At 46.7% G+C, this 21,770-nt stretch carries 13 protein-coding genes; 4 read left to right on the forward strand and 9 right to left on the reverse strand.

Annotated features, from left to right (window positions below; all coding sequences use genetic code 11):
• Positions 1–249: 249 nt before the first annotated feature.
• The 7 genes from AZI85_RS05940 to AZI85_RS05970 all read right to left on the reverse strand — a co-directional run bounded on the left by AZI85_RS05940 (position 250) and on the right by AZI85_RS05970 (position 13,147).
• A complete protein-coding gene (locus AZI85_RS05940) occupies positions 250–4,161 on the reverse strand; it encodes a tail fiber domain-containing protein (RefSeq protein ID WP_063243234.1) in 3,912 nt (1,303 codons plus the stop codon).
• A 186-nt stretch (positions 4,162–4,347) separates the two neighbouring features.
• Positions 4,348–7,803 (reverse strand): tail fiber domain-containing protein, encoded by a 3,456-nt coding sequence (locus AZI85_RS05945; protein WP_063243235.1) that lies wholly within the window; start codon positions 7,801–7,803, stop codon positions 4,348–4,350.
• A gap of 240 nt (positions 7,804–8,043) precedes the next feature.
• On the reverse strand, positions 8,044–9,171 hold the full coding sequence (gene recA / locus AZI85_RS05950) for a recombinase RecA (RefSeq protein WP_063206251.1): 1,128 nt from the start codon (positions 9,169–9,171) through the stop codon (positions 8,044–8,046).
• Positions 9,172–9,237: 66 nt separating this feature from the next.
• Entirely contained in the window at positions 9,238–9,738 is a 501-nt protein-coding gene (locus tag AZI85_RS05955; RefSeq protein WP_063243236.1) for a CinA family protein, read from the reverse strand.
• 2 nt (positions 9,739–9,740) lie between these two features.
• The gene (locus tag AZI85_RS05960) at positions 9,741–10,277 is read right to left on the reverse strand and encodes a phosphatidylglycerophosphatase A family protein (RefSeq protein WP_253720869.1); all 537 of its coding nucleotides are present in this window, start codon (positions 10,275–10,277) and stop codon (positions 9,741–9,743) included.
• Between the two features lie 309 nt (positions 10,278–10,586).
• Positions 10,587–11,378, reverse strand: coding sequence for a substrate-binding periplasmic protein (locus AZI85_RS05965; RefSeq protein ID WP_172795308.1), 792 nt, complete (start codon positions 11,376–11,378; stop codon positions 10,587–10,589).
• An 80-nt stretch (positions 11,379–11,458) separates the two neighbouring features.
• Positions 11,459–13,147, reverse strand: a complete 1,689-nt coding sequence (locus AZI85_RS05970; RefSeq protein ID WP_063243238.1) for an AMP-binding protein — start codon at positions 13,145–13,147, stop codon at positions 11,459–11,461.
• 107 nt (positions 13,148–13,254) lie between these two features.
• Between AZI85_RS05970 and AZI85_RS05975 the strand changes: the two genes are divergently transcribed.
• From AZI85_RS05975 to AZI85_RS05990, 4 genes are all read left to right on the forward strand, one after another.
• Positions 13,255–14,409, forward strand: a complete 1,155-nt coding sequence (locus tag AZI85_RS05975) for a metallophosphoesterase (protein WP_063243239.1) — start codon at positions 13,255–13,257, stop codon at positions 14,407–14,409.
• A gap of 11 nt (positions 14,410–14,420) precedes the next feature.
• On the forward strand, positions 14,421–14,885 hold the full coding sequence (locus AZI85_RS05980; protein WP_063243240.1) for a regulatory protein RecX: 465 nt from the start codon (positions 14,421–14,423) through the stop codon (positions 14,883–14,885).
• Positions 14,872–17,598 carry an alanine--tRNA ligase gene (gene alaS / locus AZI85_RS05985; RefSeq protein ID WP_063243241.1) on the forward strand — a complete coding sequence of 909 codons (2,727 nt, stop codon included), beginning with the start codon at positions 14,872–14,874 and terminating at the stop codon, positions 17,596–17,598. Before AZI85_RS05980 ends, alaS begins: the two co-directional genes overlap by 14 nt.
• 168 nt (positions 17,599–17,766) lie before the next feature.
• On the forward strand, positions 17,767–18,705 hold the full coding sequence (locus tag AZI85_RS05990) for a trypsin-like serine peptidase (protein WP_063243242.1): 939 nt from the start codon (positions 17,767–17,769) through the stop codon (positions 18,703–18,705).
• A gap of 70 nt (positions 18,706–18,775) precedes the next feature.
• Here the strand turns inward: AZI85_RS05990 and AZI85_RS05995 are convergent, their stop codons facing one another.
• Together AZI85_RS05995 and AZI85_RS06000 are read right to left on the reverse strand one after the other, a co-directional pair.
• Positions 18,776–19,363: a hypothetical protein gene (locus tag AZI85_RS05995; RefSeq protein ID WP_155723945.1), complete on the reverse strand. Its 588-nt coding sequence runs from the start codon at positions 19,361–19,363 to the stop codon at positions 18,776–18,778.
• Positions 19,364–19,466: 103 nt separating this feature from the next.
• Positions 19,467–21,764, reverse strand: a complete 2,298-nt coding sequence (locus AZI85_RS06000) for a hybrid sensor histidine kinase/response regulator (RefSeq protein WP_063243244.1) — start codon at positions 21,762–21,764, stop codon at positions 19,467–19,469.
• Positions 21,765–21,770: the final 6 nt, after the last annotated feature.

A 21,770-nucleotide genomic window follows, 5' to 3' on the forward strand; every position in this document is an offset into this window, starting at 1 on the left:
TCAGTGGTGCGCTCTCTCTGCGAGCGGTTCCGTCCGGAAAAGATTCAAAGACCTGCGCCGTGCACTCTATTTTTTCGGAAATTGCGAAGGCAGAGACCGGTAAAAAGAAAAATAAAACTACAGATAAAATACGCTTGAACATAAGCCCCCCTCAAAGCCTTGGGGGAAGTCTATGAAGTTTTATTTTGAATTCCAATAAAATAAGAAATTTCCTCGCAGAATATTTTTTATTTCAGATATCAGTCATTTTTATTTTGAAAGGCCCAGCTTCTGTTCCAAACGTTCAAGTCGCTTTTTTAGATCGGCATTTTCGTCTTTAAGTTCTTTGATGGCGTTGTTCTTTTTTTCGTTTTCTTCTTCTAACGAGGCAATTCGGCGGTCGTGGGCTTCTATTTTTGCCGACAAGCGCTGCAGTTGTTGTTCAGAGGCCTTACAAATCCCATACAGCTCTTTGGTAGATTCGATCAAGGGAGACACCAGCTTTGCGTAGTTCACCGATTTATACCCATTCGCATCCGTTGATACGGCCTCGGGGAATACTTTCTCTGTTTCCTGAGCGATCACACCAATATCCGCGACCTTTTCAATCGCCACGGGCGTGCTTTCGGGGATCCAATTAAAACGCACACCATTTAATTTTAGGACGTGCTCTAAAGCGCTCTCGATAGGTCGGATGTCCTTCTTAAAGCGACGATCCGAAGGAGTATTCCAAGCGGTGGCGTAGGCCGTTCCGTTCACCGTGAATAGCTGTGAAGGAGCTGCCGTACCAACGCCGACAAAGCCATCAGTACTGCGAATAAACAATCGACTTACAGCAGATGCGTTTGTTTCAAATGAGAATCCAACGCTATCGGTATACCGCAATCGCCCGTGGTAATCGACCGCCAAATTGGAACTTCCTCGAAAGTCGATGAAGGACGTGTCATCATTTCCACTGGCGATTTCAAAGCCTCCATCTTGAGAAGACGCGCGAATGTAACCGCCATTCACAGAATTCATGATGTCTAAATCGGAAGAAGGCGACGTAGTTCCTATACCGACATACCCACCACCGTTGATAGTCAATCTTGGCGCGTTACCCGTGATCAAGTGTAAAGGCACCGCACTTCCGGTACCAACAAGCATTGATGAAGACGGTTTGCCATTCCAACTACGAACAGCCACGGCATCAGCTGCGGAAACGCTTCCAAAAGAACCAGAGTGCGCTGACGAATAAGCCACGACTTCCATCGCTGCACTATCGGACTCGGCGGCGAATCCCGCGTAGGCTCCGACAGAAGTATTGGAGTTCTGCGCACGAATCGCCGTAAAACCATCAAAGGATTTTAAAACATCCAAAGGAACTGTCGGAGATGTATTTCCAATTCCAACGTATCCATTTCCATCAATGCGCATTCTTTCCGTGCGAGTCGCAGCTCCGGTGCTTGTGGTTTCAAAAGTCATTCTAGATCCACGATTTGTCGTAGATTGGTTTTCCGTGGCACTGACTTCAATCGCTGATGTCGTCGTACCTGTTCCCGAACCGTCATGTGCGCGGAAATAAAATCCACCAATGGTGTTTCCTGAAAGGACACCGGTGTTCGATGCCAACGTGCCTCGAGTCCGTGTCATCATCAAAGCCGCCCCATTATAGTCTGAATCAGAAGAGTGGAATAAGCGCTGTTGGAAAGCATCTGTTGATTGAACATCGACACTATAAGAAGGAGATGAAGCTCCGACACCTAAATAGCCTGAAGATGTCAGGTAGAGTTTCTGGTAAGTCCCACCCATCCCCAAATCCATACGACTTGTGGAATAGTCTACCGACAAGAAATTAGTGTAGCCACCGCAAGCGACCGACACACACTTTCCCATATTCATGCTTGTACCGTTGGTATAAAAACTGGTTAAGGTGCCCCCGCGATCCATAATGAATTGAGAAAACTGTCCTGTATCCCCTTTTACGACGAACGAATGATTCGTCCCTGTATAAGCCGTGCCGGAGCCGCCAGCGACGATGATACCGTCATCATAGAAGAGTTTTGTTCCAGAGGCCTGCCATTGACCTAAAGTTGAAGGTAAAGCACTTGCAGGAAGTCGACCAGAGCCATCAAGTAATAAAACTTCGTTCGCCGCCGTACCCGCCGCTTTTGTCGCCGCACTACCAAGTCCGGTGACTTGCGTATTCGCAATAGAAATACTCTGACACTCAAACTTGTCAGTGATGGAACTCCAATTCAAAGTTTGAGAAGCCGTACAGCCCGCAATATTGAAAGCACTGCCACCAGTTGAATTTGTCAGTTCACTTAACTTAACGAAGGAAGGCGCCCATTTGCCAGTGCCACCGTCCCATTTCAAAACTTGATTGGCACTGCCGCCAGTAGAAATACCTGTACCGCCATTTGCAATTGGCAGAACTCCCGTTACATCCGTCGTAAGATCCACAGTGCTCGATCCATTTGTAGCTGCCGTGATTCTTCCTTGCGCGTCGACTGAGATATTTGCTTTCGTATAAGATCCCGGAGTCACCGCCGTGTTTGCCAGTGAAATTGTCCCTGTAGAAGTGATAGGACCACCACTAAGACCGGTGCCCGTTGCAATGTTCGTAACAGTACCGCTGGAAGAAGTATCGGTATCATTCGCACATTCCCAGCGAGAGTTGGCTGCGATCCACTTTAAAACTTGGCCATCACTACAAGCCACATTATTGGGTTTATAAGTTAAGTATTTTGTAGCAACACTTTGAATATCACCGAAATCCAGTGTCACTGCTCCCGTTTTGGTCGCAACTGAAGTTACTGGAAAAGCGATGTTCGCATTGCCTGCCGTGGTCAATCTTCCTTGAGCATCGACAGTGAAAGTGCCTACCTGGGTTGTTGAACCGTAAGCTCCCGCAGTCACCGCGGTGTTGGCTAAGGAAATTGTTCCGGTTGAAGTAATGGGACCACCGCTTAAACCCGTTCCCGTTGCGATGTTAGTGACAGTCCCGCCAGCATTAGAATCATTGGCCGGAGCCCACTTGGTTCCGTCGTATTTAAGAACCTGCCCTGAAGTAAGACCCGTAGTATCGACATCGACACCTTTAATTTTATTCACGACGACAGCACCGATAGTTCCGCTGACATCACCCGCAACGGAAACATTGATGGCTTGACATTGAAATGCGCCCGCAACGGAATTCCAGTAAGGAGTTTGATGGGCTCCACAATTAGCACTGCCCACAGCTGAGTTAAACGCTGACGTCGTTTGATAGTTGCTTAAAGTCGAAGAAAGATTTGTGACATCGGAAATCGCGATACTTGCCGGAGCCCAATTGGTTCCAGAATATTTAAAAAACTGCCCCGATGTAGGAACTGTCGTTGCCACCACGACACCTTGTAACTTGCTCACTGTCGGATCGGGATATGTACCGCCCAAATCTCCACCGGCATTTCCTGTGGGGGTGCGAGCATCCGTAAAACGTGAATCATTTCCTGCCGCCACGGTATTTGCAGCGGTTCCCACATTCACCGTGATTTGTGGGGTGGAGTTTCCGTTCGTTACGGTCGCGTAGGCGTTTCCTGATGTGACGTTCGTGACTGTGCCACCGCTAGCACCGGTCACCGGCGCACATGAAAAAGAAGTTCCATCGAAAGTAAGAAAGTTATTCGCCGGACAACTGGTGACCGTATTTTTTAATACGAAATCATTGGCTTGGTAAGTTCCTAACTTTTCCGCTGCGGCAGAGTAAGCCGCATAGGGAACAGTACGAATGGTATTGTCTGGTGAAATTGTTTTCCAGCCCGAGCCATCGTGAAAACGCACGCGCAATCTTCTTTGATCTCCCGAAGCGGCATTGTAAGTCGACCCACCATCGCAAGCGAATGAAGCCGAGTTATTGAAAGAATCTAAAAGTTTAAAAGTCGCAGAGACAGGGTGGCTTTGAGTTCCCCCACCAATGGGCACATCAAACACCCCACCTGAATTGGTCATGTCGATGTGATCGATTTGTTCACGATAGATAATGCATTGACCATTAGGACTTGTGATTTCAAATTGAAAACTGACGTTATTAAATTCGAGCGGCGATCCGTCGGCCTTTAGAATACGACCTTGATAAGTTAATTGAGGCGGTGAAGCCTGCGCAGCGAGCGCAAGAAAATTCATGATCAACAGTAACGTGCCGGAGACTATGTTTCTCATATATCACTTATCGGCGTTTTAAGCGCTCGCCGAGAGATTGTTGTTAAAAGTTAATAAAGATATGTGTTCCGTACGGTCTCATCCTGAGACGCTTCTCCAAGAACACGTCGGGTTTTATCAAGGGAAGTCAGGAGTAATTCGAATACCCATCATAGCTCTGGAACAGTGCAGATGATGTATGAGTTCCTATTTCTGAGTGTCCATCTTATCAAGGCGCTGTTCGATCTTTTCTAAGCGATCTTTTAAAGCTTCGTTCTCTTTCTTCAAAGTCTCAATCTGTGCGCTTTGATCAAGATAAAGTTTATGCAGTTCCTTCACCGCTTCTACCAAGGGTGCTACTAAGTTTTGATAGGCCACACTCAGGTATCCTGATTTCGTCGTGCGCACGGCTTCTGGAAATACTTTTTCTACGTCTTGCGCGATAAGACCCATTTGCTTTTCTGAATCACGAGCGCGGTCTTTCCAGTAGTAAGTCACTCCATTAAGCTGATTGATCTTTGCTAGACTTGCCGGGATTCTTTCGATGTTTTCTTTTAAACGGATATCTGAGTTTTGCGTTAGTGTTCCCGCCATCACGCCATTACCGCTTGAAGTAAAGTAAGTGTTTTGGACACCGTTGGTACCCAAAGCCAGCGTGGCTTCGACGTACGCATCCCACGTCCAAAGACCGCCGCCCCATCCTGTTGGTGGAGAAGTTAAATTGATCGGATGCAACTTTAAAAAGGGAGAAGTGCCTGAGTTCAACGCCACCCATTCTCCACCCACCATATTGTTCACGCGGAAAATGAGAGCATTGATAAGACCGGTTCCCACGTTGGATCTAAATCCCATGGCTGCTCTTTCCATATCTGTTCCGGTTCCTTGAGCAGAAAGGAAAGAGTTATTAACACCATCACGGGCCATTTGAATTCGCGCGCCCGTACTTAAAAGACTTGAGAGAGTTACATCACCCGTCATACGGGAAATCTGGAATGGAGTATCGATATAAGCTCCGGCATCGTTCGCGCGATTGATATAGAAGTCGGAACCTAAGTTACTGCCGCCCTCAGAGGCACTGCTAATACCCATGTGCCAGCGACGCGCGCCTGATGTTGTGAAGTTTAAATATCCAAAGGTTCCGTTCGGTCTATGAATCATCAGGGCTTCGCCACCCGAGTTCTCGATTGTCGCTGTACCACCGCTGACGTGAAGTTTTGCTCCAGGTGAAGCCGTGCCGATACCGACGTTACCTCCGGAAAGAATTGTCATACGAGTCGAACCACTTGTCTCAAAACCCAGCGCGTAGGCATCGTTGGTTCCGATAGTGGCCGCGGCGCCGAAGGAATTTCCACCATTTAAAATCACACTGCTATTTACGAACGAAGTACATGTCATCAATCCCGTTGCATCAAAGGTCACCATCTGACCGTTGGCGCAGTTAAATGCAATCACAGCTGTGCCGGTGCCATTAGAAGCTAGAAGTCTATTCGCCGTTAATGAAGTCGATCCCGTACCACCTTTAGAAACAGGAACCGTTGATGGGAAGTTCACGGGATCCGCACTGATCGTACCCGAAGTGACAGAAAGTCCGGCACCCACTTGCACGGCCCCTTTGGTCGTCGTTGTTGCATCACTGATTGAAATTGCCGGAGTTGTTGAACCTGATGAAACAACAATCGGCGCTGTTCCCGTCACATTCGTCACAGTTCCATTTGTAGGTGTAATCCACTGCAAGCCAGAAGCTTGAGCAGAATTAGCGGAAAGTACTTGGCCATTTGTTCCTACAGGCAGACGAACATCATTTGTTCCATCGTTGACGATCAAATCACCTTTCGTCGTCGTGGGCGATAAAGCATTAAATGCTGCCGTCGCTGTCGTTTGTCCCGTACCACCGTTAGCGATCGGAAGAGTTCCCGTCACTTCAGTTCCAAGATTTACAGCGGCACCATTGCTCGCCGCCGTTAGACGACCTTGAGCATCGACTGTGATATTCGCGCGAGTGTAAGAACCTGCGGTTACCGCCGTGTTCGCAAGAGAGATTGTGCCCGTAGATGTAATCGGTCCACCGCTAAGTCCGGTTCCCGTAGCAATATTGGTGACGGTTCCACCTGAAGATGTGTCGACATCATTCGCACATTCCCAACGCAAGTTCGCGTTAACCCATTTTAAAGTCTGTCCGTCAGAACAAGCCACATTGTTCGGGCGATAAGTTAAATATTTAGAAGCGGCACTATTGATATCGCCATAATCTAAAGTGACTGCTCCCGTTTTAGTCGCGACACTCGTCACTGGAAAAGCGATGGCAGAATTTGAAGCTGCTGTTAAACGACCTTGAGCATCCACGGTGAACGTAGGCACTTGAGTCGTCGAACCATAAGCCCCCGCCGTAACAGATGTGTTCGCCAAAGAAATCGTTCCGGTCGAAGTAATCGGCCCTCCACTGAGGCCCGTTCCGGTTGCGATATTCGTGACAGTACCGCCGGCATTGCTATCAGACGCTGGCGCCCATTTTGTGCCGTCATATTTTAGAACTTGTCCTGAAGTCAGTCCCGTCGTATCGACAGTGACACCTTTGATTTTATTAACGACCACGGCTCCGATAGTCCCACTGACGTCTCCAGCGACAGAGACGTTGATCGACTGACACTGGAAAGATCCTGAAACTGAATTCCAATAAGGAGTTTGGTGAGCGGCACAATTCGCGCTTCCTACCGCCGTATTAAATGCGGAAGTAGTCAGATAGTTTCCTAACGTCATATTTAGGTTGGCAACGTCCGACATTGCAATCGCGGATGACAACCACTGAGCTCCGTCGAATTTTAAGAAATGTCCCGAAGTAGGAGCCACTGAAGAAACAGCAACATTTTGAATTTTAGCTACAGAAGGATTCGGATAAATTCCGCTTAAATCTCCACCCGCTGAACCCGTAGGAATTCTGGCGTCGTTTAAGCGCGCATCATTCCCTGCGGCAACAGTTCCCGCAGTGGTTCCTACAGAGATTCCTATAACAGGAATCGATGCCGTGCCTGATTTTGTAAGTGGAGCCGTGACGTTGACGTCTGAAACCATACCAGCTCCACCCGCATCATTTTGACAGGTAAAGCTTGTTCCATCAAAAGTCAGATACTGACCTGGAGAACAAGAAGCGACGCTGTTTTTTAAAAGAAAATCGCTGGCAAGTTTATCACCCAATTTTTCTGCCGAATGAGCAAACGCTGAAAAAGGCACAGTACGAATTTCATTCGGTGGATCGATGACTTTCCAACCCGTTCCATCATGAAATTGCACTTTCAGCAGACGCCCGTCGCCTGATAAGGGCGCATATGTCGCGCCACCCGCACAGTTTTGCGTTTCTGAATTATTGAAAGCATCTAGAAGAGAAAACAAAGGATCCGTGGGGAACAACTTCGTGCCGCTTCCAATCGGAACGTCGAAGACACCTTTAGAGCTTTGCATGTTGATACCGTCTTTTTGTTCACGGTAAATCACACAAGTGCCATTGGGATTAGTAATTTCAAAAAGAAAGCTGACGTTCCCGTATTCTAAGGCGGTTCCATCAGACTTCACGATACGACCTTGATAAGTGAAATACTTAGGCGCAGCTATCGCAAAGCAATTCCAAAGAAGTACCAAAATGAGAAGATACGTGCCGGAGAAACTCATATTTGATCTATCGGAAGAGTTCGGAGAAATTTAGAGCATTTTTTAACTGAATCTTGATCAGCTTCGATTTAAATCGCTTTTGAAGCAAGTGTGTAGATCTCTTAATATTTTTAAGAGTGAGCCTCGACTTCGATAACCAAAATTAAAAGGTAAATTCGGATCGAAACTCATAAGTATACAAACAAAAAAAGCCCCGTCTTTCGACGAGGCTTCATAACTTTGAATCAATGATTCAGAAGATTAGTGCTTACCTTTTTTTGATTTTTTAGGTGCTGCTTCTTCTGCCTCAACCGGCTCTGTACCTTCGTGGTCTTCGCCGTTATTGCCATTAGCATCAACCAACAATTTACCAATACCATTCGCTGCCAAGATTTTCGCGCGAAGTTCAGTCATGTACTCTGGATGTTCTTTCAAGAATGTTTTTGCAGCATCACGGCCTTGACCCATGCGCTCACCATTCATAGAGAACCAGGCACCTGATTTTTCAACCAAGTTTGCAGTTACCGCTAGATCTAGCAAGTCCCCTTCTTCAGAAATACCTTCACCGTACATCAAGTCGAATTCAACTTTTGTGAACGGAGGAGCCATTTTGTTCTTCACAACTTTCACCGCCGTACGGTTTCCAGTCACGTCTTCACCGTTTTTGATCGCGCCCACACGGCGTACATCCAAACGAACTGAAGAATAGAATTTCAATGCGTTACCACCTGTTGTTGTTTCAGGGTTACCGAACATAACACCGATCTTCATACGGATTTGGTTGATGAAGATAACCAGTGTGTTGGAACGATTGATAGCCGCTGTCAACTTACGAAGAGCTTGAGACATCAAACGAGCTTGAAGACCTACGTGAGAATCACCCATCTCACCTTCGATCTCTGCACGAGGAACCAACGCCGCTACGGAGTCGACAACCAATACGTCGATCGCGCCAGAGCGAACTAGAGTCTCTGTGATTTCCAAAGCTTGTTCACCCGTGTCTGGTTGAGAGATCAAAAGATCTTCTGTGTTTACACCCAATTTACGAGCGTAGTTAACGTCCAACGCGTGCTCCGCATCGACGAAAGCGACAACGCCGCCTTTTTTCTGAGCTTGAGCGATCACAGACAAGCAAAGAGTTGTTTTACCAGAAGACTCTGGACCGTAGATTTCTACGATACGACCTTTTGGAAGACCACCGATACCCAAAGCGATATCCAAGCTCAAAGCACCTGTGCTGATCGCTTCAACATCTTTCACTAGAGTTTCGTTTGCGCCCAAGCGCATGATCGAACCTTTACCGAATTGCTTTTCAATAGCAGAAACTGCTAGCTCCAAAGCTTTAGATTTTTCGCCGTTTACTTTGCCGTCTACAGAAGCGTTTGCCATCTGTTGTTCCTCTCTCGTAGCACTTGCTACGACTCTTTAATGTTAAATGTTCTGGCCGAGGCCGTTTTATTGTCGAGATTTCAAAGAAGCGTCCAGCGCTTCACACAGCCAATTCACTGAATAGTCGACCGATGCATGCTGGATGGCTTTGCGATCTCCCGAAAACAACAGTCTTCGTGAATCTTCAAAGGCCGGTCCAGCAATAGCAATGCAGACAGTTCCTACTGGCTTCGTGGTTGTTCCACCACTCGGACCAGCAATACCTGTGATCGCCACAGACCAATCAGTTTTAAGCTGTCGACGCACTCCGTGCGCCATTTGACGAGCGACCGCTTCGCTCACCGCACCCTCTTGCATGAGAGTGTCTCGACGGACCCCCAGAAGATCCTCCTTCGCCTCGTTAGAGTAAGAAACCACAGAGCCTAAAAAGATGTCGGATATGCCAGGCTGCTCTGTTAAAAAAGCCGAAAGTGCACCTCCAGTACAACTTTCCGCAAAACCCACTGTGAGTTTTTGGTCGCGAAGGGATCGAATGAGTTCTTGAAGCTTTTCAGAATTCAGTGACATTGTTATGGCACCAAAACCTGAGAGCCCAACCAGTTGGTTTGAGTGTAGAGAACTTGCATGATGAGACTCGCAATTATCCCCGCGGCCACATCGTCCACCATCACTCCAAGACCTCCTTGGATCTTCTTATCTAAATATCCTATGAATAAAGGCTTTGTAATGTCCAGCAATCTAAACAGTGCAAAACCGATTAAAATGGCCTGCCATGTCAAAGGCAGCCAGACCATGGTGATCAAAAAACCTAAAACCTCATCAATTACGATCTCTTTGTGATCGTGCCCGCCCTTGTCCTGCTCATAAACTTCGCAGGCAGCAATTCCGACTGGGAGCAGCAAAACAATTGCCGCCATATAGACCAGCGGCCCCGTTTTCCAGAGCAAAATCACCAAGGGAATCGTCGCTAAAGTCGCGACCGTTCCAGGTCCTTTCGGAAAACGTCCAACACCAAAGAGAATCGCCAGCTGTTTTAAGAATGTGCGCATAAGTTGAAGAACTACGCTGTCCCATTTTTTATTGCAAAGCAAAATGAACGGCGTCACGGGAATGCAGAAGAAACTCTTATACCTTCGATCAAAATTAGCGATTCGACTTTGCTTCAGAACTGCCGCATGTTCTTAAAGCGGAGGCAAGCCATGTTGAAATGGATGATGATTATAGCCACTCTAGTCTACATAGCGGACACGTTGGTCGCCGCCGTTTAGTTATTTTTAAATTCCCATCACAGCTCGCACGGCGTTCGTATTTTTTTGGAAGACTCCTACGAACTCGGATCAGATGGACCCACGTTGAATAAGGGAAAGTTCAGCAGCTTGTGATGGGAAATATTTTAAGAAGTCTTATCGACCCTCTTACAAATCTTCGTAATAAGTCAGATCTTCCGGATAAACATAGCGAGCGACGATACCTCGGAAGGCACCCTCTATTTGCATGTCTTTGATAATCTTGCGGATCTCTTGAAACTCTGTCGGTGTTACACGACGTTTTGAAACGTAAATTCCAATTTCAATTTTGTTTTTAGGATCGCGCACGAAAGAGACCTTGTTGTGCATGTCTTTGATATCCACGAAGTACTTGTTGAACACCGCCGACGAAAACATCGCTTGCGCACGACCATCTTTTAAAAAGTCATAAAGATGTTCCGGTCGAGGACTGCGAATCACGCGACGTTGTTTTTCAAGATTTTCAGATTCAGAAGGGTGATAAAAGAATCGTCCCCCCGTTTGATCAGCAAACTTGATACGCGGGTCTTTCAAATAATCTTGAATGCTTTTTTTGGGATCATAAATCGAATTGCTGACAACCAAAAGACGGGCCGCTTTGTACAAAGGAATGAAACGGCCCGACTTAGACCACTGCTCATCCGAGGTTCCGAATGCGAAGATGTCCGTACGTGCGCTTTTTAAATCTTCAAAAGCACGAGGCAACTCCACCGGATTCAAAGTCATTGTGCAACCCATGCGGTTTTCAATCGCTTTAATCAAATCAAAAGAAAGACCCTTGCCGCCCTTCTGTACATCCGGCACGAAATTGGGTGCCTGGTAGTTGACAGTGACTTTGTAGCGGCGTTCACAGATCTTTGTTTCAGCCTGTGCAAGCTGACAAAGTGTTACGCAAAATGCAATCAAGATTAAGTGTTTCACGATTAACATCTTAGCAGGATGTTAACAAAGAAACGCCTTACAAAGCAGTTAGAAAAATAAACAAATTTGAGACACTTTCCCTATGGAAGCTCCTGGGCCCACGCATCGGGAATACTGATTTTTGCATCTTCTTCCCAAAACTCATAAGGCGATTTCTCGCCAGAGTGGACTTTATCTCTTTCACGGGTAACTAATTCGGCCCTCATAATTTCCCCATGGGTGTTCATCGCGATTTCGGTGAACTCGACCCGGCGGATGCGTTTAAATGGGGACAATCGTGTACGCGCAAAATTCATAATGTCCAAGGCAAGATCTTTCGTGGGCTCGACGCCTTTGATAAGCGCCACTAAAGCCTTAGGAACGCAATCCCGTATTGGATCAGGGCTTGGAATCACGACAGCCTCGCGAATCGCTGGGAACTCTCGAAGAACATGCTCTAGTTCATAAGGGCTGATGCGATAGTCAGAAGATTTAAAGAGTCCATCAATACGCTCAGAGAACGAATAGTTGTTGGCATCGTCATGATAAGCTAAATCGCCTGTGTGGAAGTAACCACTGTCCCCGCCAGCACCCGAGGCAAGACCTACCGGATGGTTTTCTAAACTGATGCAGACTTCGCCCGCATCGCCCGCGTTTTTCTTGTCGTCTAATAGAGCGATTTTAAATCCTGGCAAAGGTTTTCCCATAGTGCCGAAAGCACCTTTTTCTTCGGGCGGGATGCCGATGATTGTCGGCGTTTCTGTTTGACCATAACCATCGCGAACAAAGAGCTTCCAAGCCTTGTAGACTTTCGAAATCACTTCCGCACTGAGCGCTTCGCCGGTACTTACCGCTTCGCGAAGTTGAACTTTGTGCGAGGCCATATCTTCATGCATCAGCAAGCGCCAAACGGTCGGCGGAGCACAGAACGTCGTGATCGGATATTCAGACAGCGCATCTAAAACTGTCTTGGCGTTAAAACGCTCTTGTTTGTAAATAAAGATAGTGGCTTCGGCATTCCATGGAGCGATAAAGTTGTTCCAGTCATGCATCGCCCAACCCGTCGAGTTCACTCCAAAGTGAACGTCCCCGGGACGCAGACCAATCCAATACATTGTCGACAGATGCCCGATCGGAAATCCGCCGTAACTATGTTCGACGATACGAGGTTTTACGGTGTTCGAAGAGGTGAAATATCTGAAGAGCGGGTCATGCACTTTCGTGCGACTTTCCTCTTCAAAATCCGCGCTTTCTTTTCTATATTCTGCAAAAGGTCTCCATCCTTCGGCCTCGCCGTCGACGATGAGTGAAAGAATGCTTGTGCCTTTGACAGAAAACTTATCGACATGTTTTTTTGTGGTCGCGATCACTTTAATCTGTTCGCGGTTCAATCGGTCGGAAAGCTCTTGTTGAGAGAGCAACGGATTATTAGGCACAAGGACTGCGCCCACTTTCATGGCTCCCAACATGAGTTCCCATAAAGCCACGTCGTTTTCGATTAGCAAAAAGATCGAGTCGCCCTTTTGCACGCCATGGTGACATAAATAATTAGCGACTTGGTTAGAGCGTTGTGAAAGCTCACCAAAGCTGTATTTATGCTCTTCACCGTTTTCGCTGACAATCCAAAGAGCCGTCTTGTCATTGCCTTCGGCCATGGGGTCAAAGTAATCAAGGGCCCAATTGAATTCTTCAAGGCGCGGCCACTCAAAATGCGCGTAGGCGTAGTCATAGTCAGAACGGTGCAAAATTAAAAAATCCCTCGCCTGTTCGAATTCGCTGCGGAAACTCATAGGACCTCCCAGTGCGACTCTTCAAATTTATCATTGTTTCCACAGGACTCCGACGTGTGTTTTTACATTAGACTGTGCAAAATCATAGCAGCATGGTATGAAGCTATATGGGTTTATTTCGCACGCTTGCCAGCTCTTTTATCCTTCTCATTTTCATCTATGTATCCCATCAATTGACTCGCTTCACAGATTTCACATGGATCGGAACAACGGCGGTCATCATTCTACTGGCGTTCCTGTTCGCTTTGGTGATCGGGACTTTTCTTTTCTTTTGGAAAGAAAAAAACTTAGACCATCGCCCTTGGCGAGATCGTCTTTTGGATGGTTCTTTGACGGTCATGGCATACATTAACTTCCTTGTGAGTTTAGTCATATTGCGAGACGTTTTTGCCTTCGTCGAAAAATGGGTGATGCCTTCTCAGTTTGGAAATCTCTACAGCTCCCAAGCGACATTTGCGATGCTGGGCCTACCACTAGTGTTTTTGATTTTCGGTAATGCCGTAATTCAAGTAGGCCCACGTCTAAAAAAGGTCCCGGTCTTTTTTAAAAACCTACCAAAAGAATTAGAAGGTCTGCGCCTCTTACACATCACAGACCTTCACATCAGCCCCAGTCTTTCCCCTTCTTTTGTGAAGAAGCTGGTGGCACAAACTCTGCGTTTGCAACCTGACGTCATTGTATTCACCGGCGACATCCTGGACAGCTTCGTGGAAAAGCACGAAGAAGAATTTAAAATGCTGGCGGAGTTAAAAGCCCCGCACGGCATCTACTACGTTCCCGGAAATCACGAGTACTACTGGAATCCACAAAAAGGACTTCAGGCTTTTCGCGATATCGGGTTTCATGTGCTGATAAATCAGGTTCAAAACATTGCATTCGGCCCCGCGACCTTGCAAATGGCCGGCATCCCCGACCCGGCCGCTTTACATTTTCGTGAAGAGGGCCCGGATCTGGCGCGCGTGCAAAAGCAGTTCACAGAGAATAGCTTCAAAGTGCTGTTATCACATCAGCCGTCCCTGGCTGCCAAGGTCCAGACCTTAGGCGTCGACTTGCAGCTTTCTGGTCACACTCATGGCGGGCAGTTCTTTCCTTGGAACTGGTTGATTGTCTTTTTCGAACGCTATGCCAAGGGCTTATACCGCATTGGAAATATGCAGCTCTATGTCAATCAAGGAACAGGTTATTGGGGCCCGCGACTTCGTCTGGGAACATATTGTGAGCTGACCGAAATTGTTCTTCGCAAGGAGCCCAAAACAGAGTAATAATCTCTGTCATGTCTCGAGAGAAAGACCCCCAAAAAACCCGTCTGGCAGCGAAAAAGAAAGTCATGGACTTGATCGCCCGCCGAGACCATTCCGAAAAAGAGTTACGCACAAAATTGCGCGAAAGATTTTCGGATGAGGAGTCTTTGGGGGAAATCATTGATGAAGCAATCGACTTCGCCAAAGACCAGAACTGGATTGGCGACCCGACGGACCTAGCTCAGCGCATGGCCGATATGCTTCATCGTCGCAACAAAGGCATTCACTACATCAATAACTACCTTCGTGAAAAAGGTTTGCCTTCTGTTTCTACCGACCGAGACTTGGAGCTTGAAAAGGCTCTTTCGATTGTAAAAACTAAGTATGATGAAGATTATGAATTCTCGCGCGAAGAAAAGGCCCGTGTTGGTCGCTTCTTGGCATCGCGAGGATTTGATTCCGAGACCGTAAGAAAGGTTATTTATGAAAAGCTCTGAGATCCGCAACGCCTTTGTCGAATACTTCAAAAAGAAGGGTCACACTCATGTAGGTTCTTCTTCTTTGATTCCAGAAAATGATCCGACATTGCTTTTCGCGAACGCCGGGATGAACCAATTTAAAAATACATTCCTGGGTTTGGAAAAACGCGATTACTCTCGCGCGGTCACTGTGCAAAAATGCGTGCGCGCCGGTGGTAAACACAATGACTTAGAAAACGTTGGCTTCACGGCCCGTCACCACACGTTCTTTGAAATGTTGGGGAACTTTTCTTTCGGCGATTACTTCAAAAAAGACGCGATTCACTTTGCTTGGGAATTTCTGACTAAGGAATTGAACATCCCTAAAGAGAAGCTTTACGTCACCGTTCATATCTCTGACGATGAAGCGGCTGAGATATGGCACACGCAAGAAGGCATTCCGAAGGATCGCATCTTCCGTTTTGATGCCGATAACTTTTGGAAAATGGGCGACACGGGTCCTTGCGGTCCTTGTACAGAGATCTTTTACGATCACGGCCCGAAAGCAGGAACTATCTCTGATCCGTTTAAAGGGATCGCGGCTGGTGAAGATCGCTTCGTTGAAATCTGGAATCTGGTTTTCATGCAGTACTTCGAAAATCCTCCAGGCACTTTGACTCCGCTGCCAAAACCTTCTGTGGATACAGGTTCGGGTCTTGAGCGTGTCGTGGCGGCTATGCAAGGTAAATTCAACAACTACGATACCGATCTTTTCATGCCAATGATTGAGCGCGCTTGCAAAATCGGAAAGATTGAATACATCACCGACAAAGAAGTTTTAGCAAAAGACAAACACGCGGCAGAGATCACTTCTGCTTTGCGCGTTCTTGCGGATCACTGTCGCTCGACGTCTTTCTTGATTGCAGATGGCGCTCTTCCTTCCAACGAAGGACGTGGTTACGTTCTTCGTCGTATCATGAGACGTGCGATTCGTTACGGACGAAAACTTTCTGCCGATCAATCTTTCTTACCAGCGATGGCAGAAGCCTTGATTGAAAGCATGGGCTCTGTCTACCCAGAATTGAATGCGCGTCGTGATCATATCTTAAATACGATTCGTGACGAAGAAGACCGCTTCATCAGCACTTTGGACAACGGCACAAACATCTTGATGGATGAAATCGCGAAAGCCAAAGCCAAAGGTGCAAAAGAACTTACTGGCGAAGTTGTTTTCAGAATGTATGACACTTACGGATTCCCGGCCGACTTGACTCGCGTGATTGCCAATGAGCAAGGCATCGAAGTGAACGAAGCCGCATTTGAAAAAGAAATGGAAGCCAACCGCGCAAAATCCAAAGCATCCTGGAAAGGGAAAGCTTTAGGCGCGGACGAACAACACTTGATCAAATTCGCGAAAGACTACGTAGCAACCGGAAAAACTGTGAAGTTTACGGGCTACGGCGACTTCGCGGGTGGCGGTCGTATTACAGCGCTTTCCAACGGCCAAGAAGTCGTAACTTCATTAAAAGAAGGCGACCACGGTGTGATCATCACCGACGAAACTTCATTCTATGGTGAAGGCGGCGGTCAAGTAGGTGATATCGGTTACATCATGGATAAGAACGGATCGCGCGCTAAAGTTGTGAACACAACAAAGACGGACGATATCGTTCTTCACCACGTTGAAGTCGAACACGGTGAATTTAAAGTCGGCCAAGAAGTAGACACGATTGTAAATCCATTTGAACGTCGCAACACAATGAGCAATCACTCGGCGACACACTTGTTGCACTCCGCTTTACGTAAAGTTTTGGGTGCGCACGTGACTCAAGCGGGTTCTTTAGTGGACTCGCAAAAAACTCGCTTCGACTTCACTCACAATAAGCCTTTGTCTTCCGAAGAAATTCGTCAAATCGAAGAGCTTGTGAATGAGCAGATCGCTATGGGTAACGAAGTGAAAGTCGAAGTGATGTCACCGAAAGAAGCTCAAGCGAAAGGTGCGATGGCTTTGTTCGGCGAAAAATACGGCGACAAAGTGCGCGTCCTAACTATGGGTGATTTCTCTTGCGAGCTTTGTGGTGGAACTCATGTGAAGAACACTTCACAAATTCGCTTGTTTAAGATCATTTCTGAAGCAGGCGTGAGCGCCGGCGTCCGTCGCGTGGAAGCTATCACTGGTGACGGTGCCGTTCGCTATGCGATGAATGCGGTTTCACACTTAGATGAGGCTCTGTCTGCGGCGGGTTTCCAAAAAAGCCCTCATTACTTGAAACATCTTGAAGCCACTGGCGAAACGGCAACTCTTGCCAATCGCGTAGAGGCTTTAAAAGAGCAAATCAAGCAGATGGAAAAAGAGATGAAGAAGTTGCAAGGCGGACAAGTGAATGTCGATGATCTTGCAGCTAAAGCTTTGACGTTCAAAACTAAAGCGGGTGCTTCTGCAAAACTAGTTCTTGCGGATCTAGCTTTGGATGACCGTCAGGTCCTTGCTGAAGTCACAGACCATTTGAAAAACAAAATTCAAAGCGGCGTTGTTGTCGTGGTAGGACAAGGTGAAGGCTCGAACCCCATCATCGTCAGCGTATCTAAAGAAATTTCCGGCGAAACCAAAGCGGGTGATCTTCTTAAAGAAGTCGCGGGCATCATGGGTGGAAAAGGCGGCGGTCGCCCTGACTTCGCCCAAGGCGCAGCTCCAAACAGAGCCAGCCTTCCTCAGGCCTTCGACAAAGTAAAATCCCTGTTGGGAGTATAACGAATCCTTAATATTGGGGCCCCACTCGGGGTCCTAATTTCTCTCTCTATTAGCCAAATGAATTCATAATGAATTCACGACGGGAAATAAATTCAACTGAGTGGATCTTAGAATCCATTTCTAGTAAGGTGCGCCTTTCGAATGCTCTCACTAGGATAGGAACTTCCCGTGAAACTGCTTTCTCGAGTCGCCTTGGCTTTCATTTTTATCGTTCCTGTATTTGTCTGTGCCGATATCTTTGGTCGTGATGATCGTAAAGATATCTTGCAAGTCCTTGCGAAGAATTCGCTCGCGCGTTCTGTCGCTGTCGGCGTCTTAAACAGCCTATGGACCGATCTTGGCAATGGTCACTCTTCTTTAGATATTAATAAAATGAGCGATTTCATGTGCCGGGATGAACGCTTCGCTAATCAAACAAGCATCGCTTACGCTTGCTCGGGCTTTTTAGTTGCTCCAGATCTTCTGATCACGGCCGGCCACTGTGCCGTGACCTTTGGTGAAATCCGCGACGTTACTGATCAATATTGTGAAGTCTATACTTGGATGTTTGACTACGATTCAAAAATGAATCCCTCAAAGATCGCCAACGACAAGATCTTTAAGTGCAAAGAAATCATCTATGCAACGGTGAGTGAGAAGGGCGAAAACCATGACTTTGCCCTAATTCGCTTGGATCGCCCGACCGTCAACAGAATGCCTTTTAAAATATCAGACAAATCAGTGCAGATGAACGAACCCGTGACGATGTTGGGTTTTCCAATGGGACTTCCACTGAAGTACACTGACAATGCAAAAGTATTTCTACCGCAATATCGCAGTCGATCTTTTTTGACGGACTTAGATGCCTTTTCCGGGAATAGCGGTAGCCCCGTCTTTAATGCAAAAAATGAGATCGTGGGTGTTCTTATTGGCGGAAATCCTGGTATTTCCACCTATGCTGATCCCGTTCAAGGATGCGAAAGATATAATAGTTGTGATTCTAAAGGTGCTAACTGCAAAAGCCTGGCACCAAGCTATCCCCTTCAGGGATTTCCGAACACCTTTTCTGAAGTGCAGAGTCTTCTGTTTTATAAAGATATTATCAATAAAAGTATGAGTTCAAAATAGTCTACAAATAAAAACAGCTTCCTACTGGGAAGCTGTTTTTTGATCGCATCAGTTTGCGGGAATTTCATCACTATTCGCAGTTCATCTCATTCCAATGCTGCTTCACATGAGCTACGTAAGCCTGGAATACATCGGTAAGGGCTCCGCAAAGATCTTTTCTGCCCTTGCCACAAGAGTCTCTTTCTTCACCCAGCTTCACGCGTTCTTCATTCACATAAAGGGCTGCATACCAAGGCTTGTATTTCATAGAACAGACTTGATCATCACTTTGAGCTTCAGCTTCACAAATGCTGGAGCCACTTAAGATGGTTTTTAATTCGCTTAGATTGCTTGAATTCAAACAGCGCTTTTCTAAAACGTTGTTCGCATCATCAACCAGTTGAATAGAACCTGATTCAGTAGAGATCACTAGACGGTAGGGTGTTACTTCTGTGGCTTTTGCCGAAACAGAAGTTTGCTCGTCAGAAATATTGGGAATTTCAATGAAAGTGACTGCCTTTGCCATGGAAGAATCTGCTTCATCAGAAATCTGTGGCGGCATATTGATGGAAACGTCGGTCGAAGCCAAGTCCCCTTGCCCTTGCAGTGCGCTTTGACTGCAGTTTTGGAATCCCAAAACGAGACACAGTATCCCGATGAGTGCCAAACCTCTTTTCACAAATTCCCCCTTTTTCCCCGTCTCGTAATGAATAAAGGCAATATTCATTCCGACTCCAGTCCTTCGTAATATCGGGATAAGGTGTTAGAAACTTAACGCTGTCTTAAGAGTTCACAGAGGTCGTTTCGGCTTCAGAAACGCAGTATTTTTGAACCAATTCGATAACAGTTTGCTTGCGCACAGGCTTACCCGCATGATTGTCGGCACCGGCCGCTAAGCTCTTTTCGATATCTTCAGCAAAACTATTGGCAGAAACGACGATCACTGGAGTTCTTTTGCGCTCTTGAATTCGTTCGAGATCCCGCAACTTGCGGATTGTATCAAGACCAGACATCTCGGGCATTTGAACATCCATAAAAATAAGGTCGTAATCGTAGCGCTCCCATTTTTCTAAACACTCATAGCCGTTGAAGGCGGAATCTGCATGGATATTCTCGAGCTTACGAATATAGGCTTTCAAAAGAGTGTGGTTTTCTTCCATGTCATCCACAATAAGGATACGACGCTGATTTTCCGTAGCGGCCTTTTTGATTTCCTTCGTCAGTGCTGCACTCATCTTCGTTGTCCAACGCACGTTCCAGTTTTCTGCCTTTCGACTTTGCATTTGGACCGAAAAGTAAAAGCGTGAGCCCATGTATTGTTCGCTTTCACAGTGAAGCTCCCCACCCATCTCTTGCACGATTTTTTTCGAAATACTTAGTCCCAAACCGGTCCCACCGAAACGACGCGTGACCGAAGAGTCTTCCTGACCGAACTCATCGAAAATTTTTCGTAGGTTTTCTTTTGCGATTCCAACACCGGTGTCTTTAACTTCGAACAGGAAATATTCTGATTGCGAGTCCTTCCCGGGATAAGGCTGTACGGTCAGCTCGATACTTCCGCGGTCTGTGAACTTCACGGCGTTTCCAAGAAGATTCATCAAAATTTGTTTTAAGCGCAAAGAGTCCCCGACAACCCAACGATCTTGCTCAGGGCCGTGGAAATAAAACTTCAATCCCTTACGCAGAATAGATGTGGCCACCAAGGCATCCACTTCTCGCACCAGATCACTCAATAAAAACTCGCGCCGCTCTAACTGCATTCGGCCAGACTCAAATTTAGAAAAATCCAGGATGTTATTAAGCATGCTTAAAAGCGTTTCGCCAGAGCTCTGCAGGGACCGCAGAAGTTCGTTTTGTTCTAAAGTCAGCGGAGTTTCCGCTAACAGCTCAGAAGACCCTAACATAGAGTTTAAGGGCGTGCGGATTTCATGGCTCATCGTCGATAGAAACAAGGACTTTATTTTTGTTGCTGCTTCGGCCTTATCGCGGGATTCCAGCAACTCTTTAAGAGCGGCTTTATCCTGATTCACCACATATTTTCCCGTCAACCACACCATCAGCGTTAGCAAGAAGTAAGCACCCATGGCGACAAAGCCGAAAAAGAACATACGGAAATAAAGACCAGAATAGGCTTCCGATTTTTCTTGATAGATCACCATGTGCCAAGGGCGACCCTTGATAGGCTTTGCATATGTGATGTAGGTTTTGCCATCAGCCCCCGCGAAATCTTGAAGTTTCGCTCCTTGGATATTGAATACTTTTTGGGACAGTGTCGGCAGTTTCTTAAACTCATCTCGGCTAAAAGCTCTTAGATATTTAAAATCTAAAAGAGGCAGATCACGCGCGATCAAAGGCAACACCGGCCGACCATGATTGTCGACGATGATCACTCCGCCGGTTTCCCCTAAACGGAATGCCCCCAAACGATGAGCGATGTCTCCGGCAAGAGTATCAATCCCTACGACGGCGACAAGCTTTCCATCTTTATAAGCGCCTGTCGTCGTACTGAACATGACTTTTTCCATGTAGCCTTTGTCGAAATAAAAGTCAGAAAAGTTGATTCCGACATTTTTTTCGTTCATGTGCCACCACTGCATATCCGGATCGGTGTTGTAGCCTGGAGCAAGGAATTCTTCATGAATGAAGTATTGTGGGTCGTTATAACGAGTGTTTGCAAATAAGGAGTAGTCACGAAGAACCACGTAAACGTAGGAACTTTTACCGAAGTACTTCTTTGCTAGCTCGGGTCCCAAGGCGAAGTAAGCGTTGAACTGGGTTGAGTGTGGAGCAATTGTCATCGCCGCAAAGTTACGAAACTGTTCGACTCTCATCGCAGGTGGCATCACCTCAAAAAGATCCACGATGCTTTTAAGGCGCTGTACATTGGCTTCAAGACTGGATATTTCGTTATTCGTTCTTTCGACCTCGCGACTTAACGCGGGATCCATCCTTTCGCGGATCGAGCGCTGCTCAGAAATAAATAAATGAGTGCCATAGACGGCGAGCACTAGAAGCAGAACTAGTGTCGTCGTAAGCTGGTTGAGCAGAAAGATATGGACAAGGGTCAGCTTTTTTTTCATGCACCT

Origin of the sequence: Bdellovibrio bacteriovorus, from assembly GCF_001592755.1 — a bacterium.
Lineage (GTDB): Bacteria > Bdellovibrionota > Bdellovibrionia > Bdellovibrionales > Bdellovibrionaceae > Bdellovibrio > Bdellovibrio bacteriovorus_E.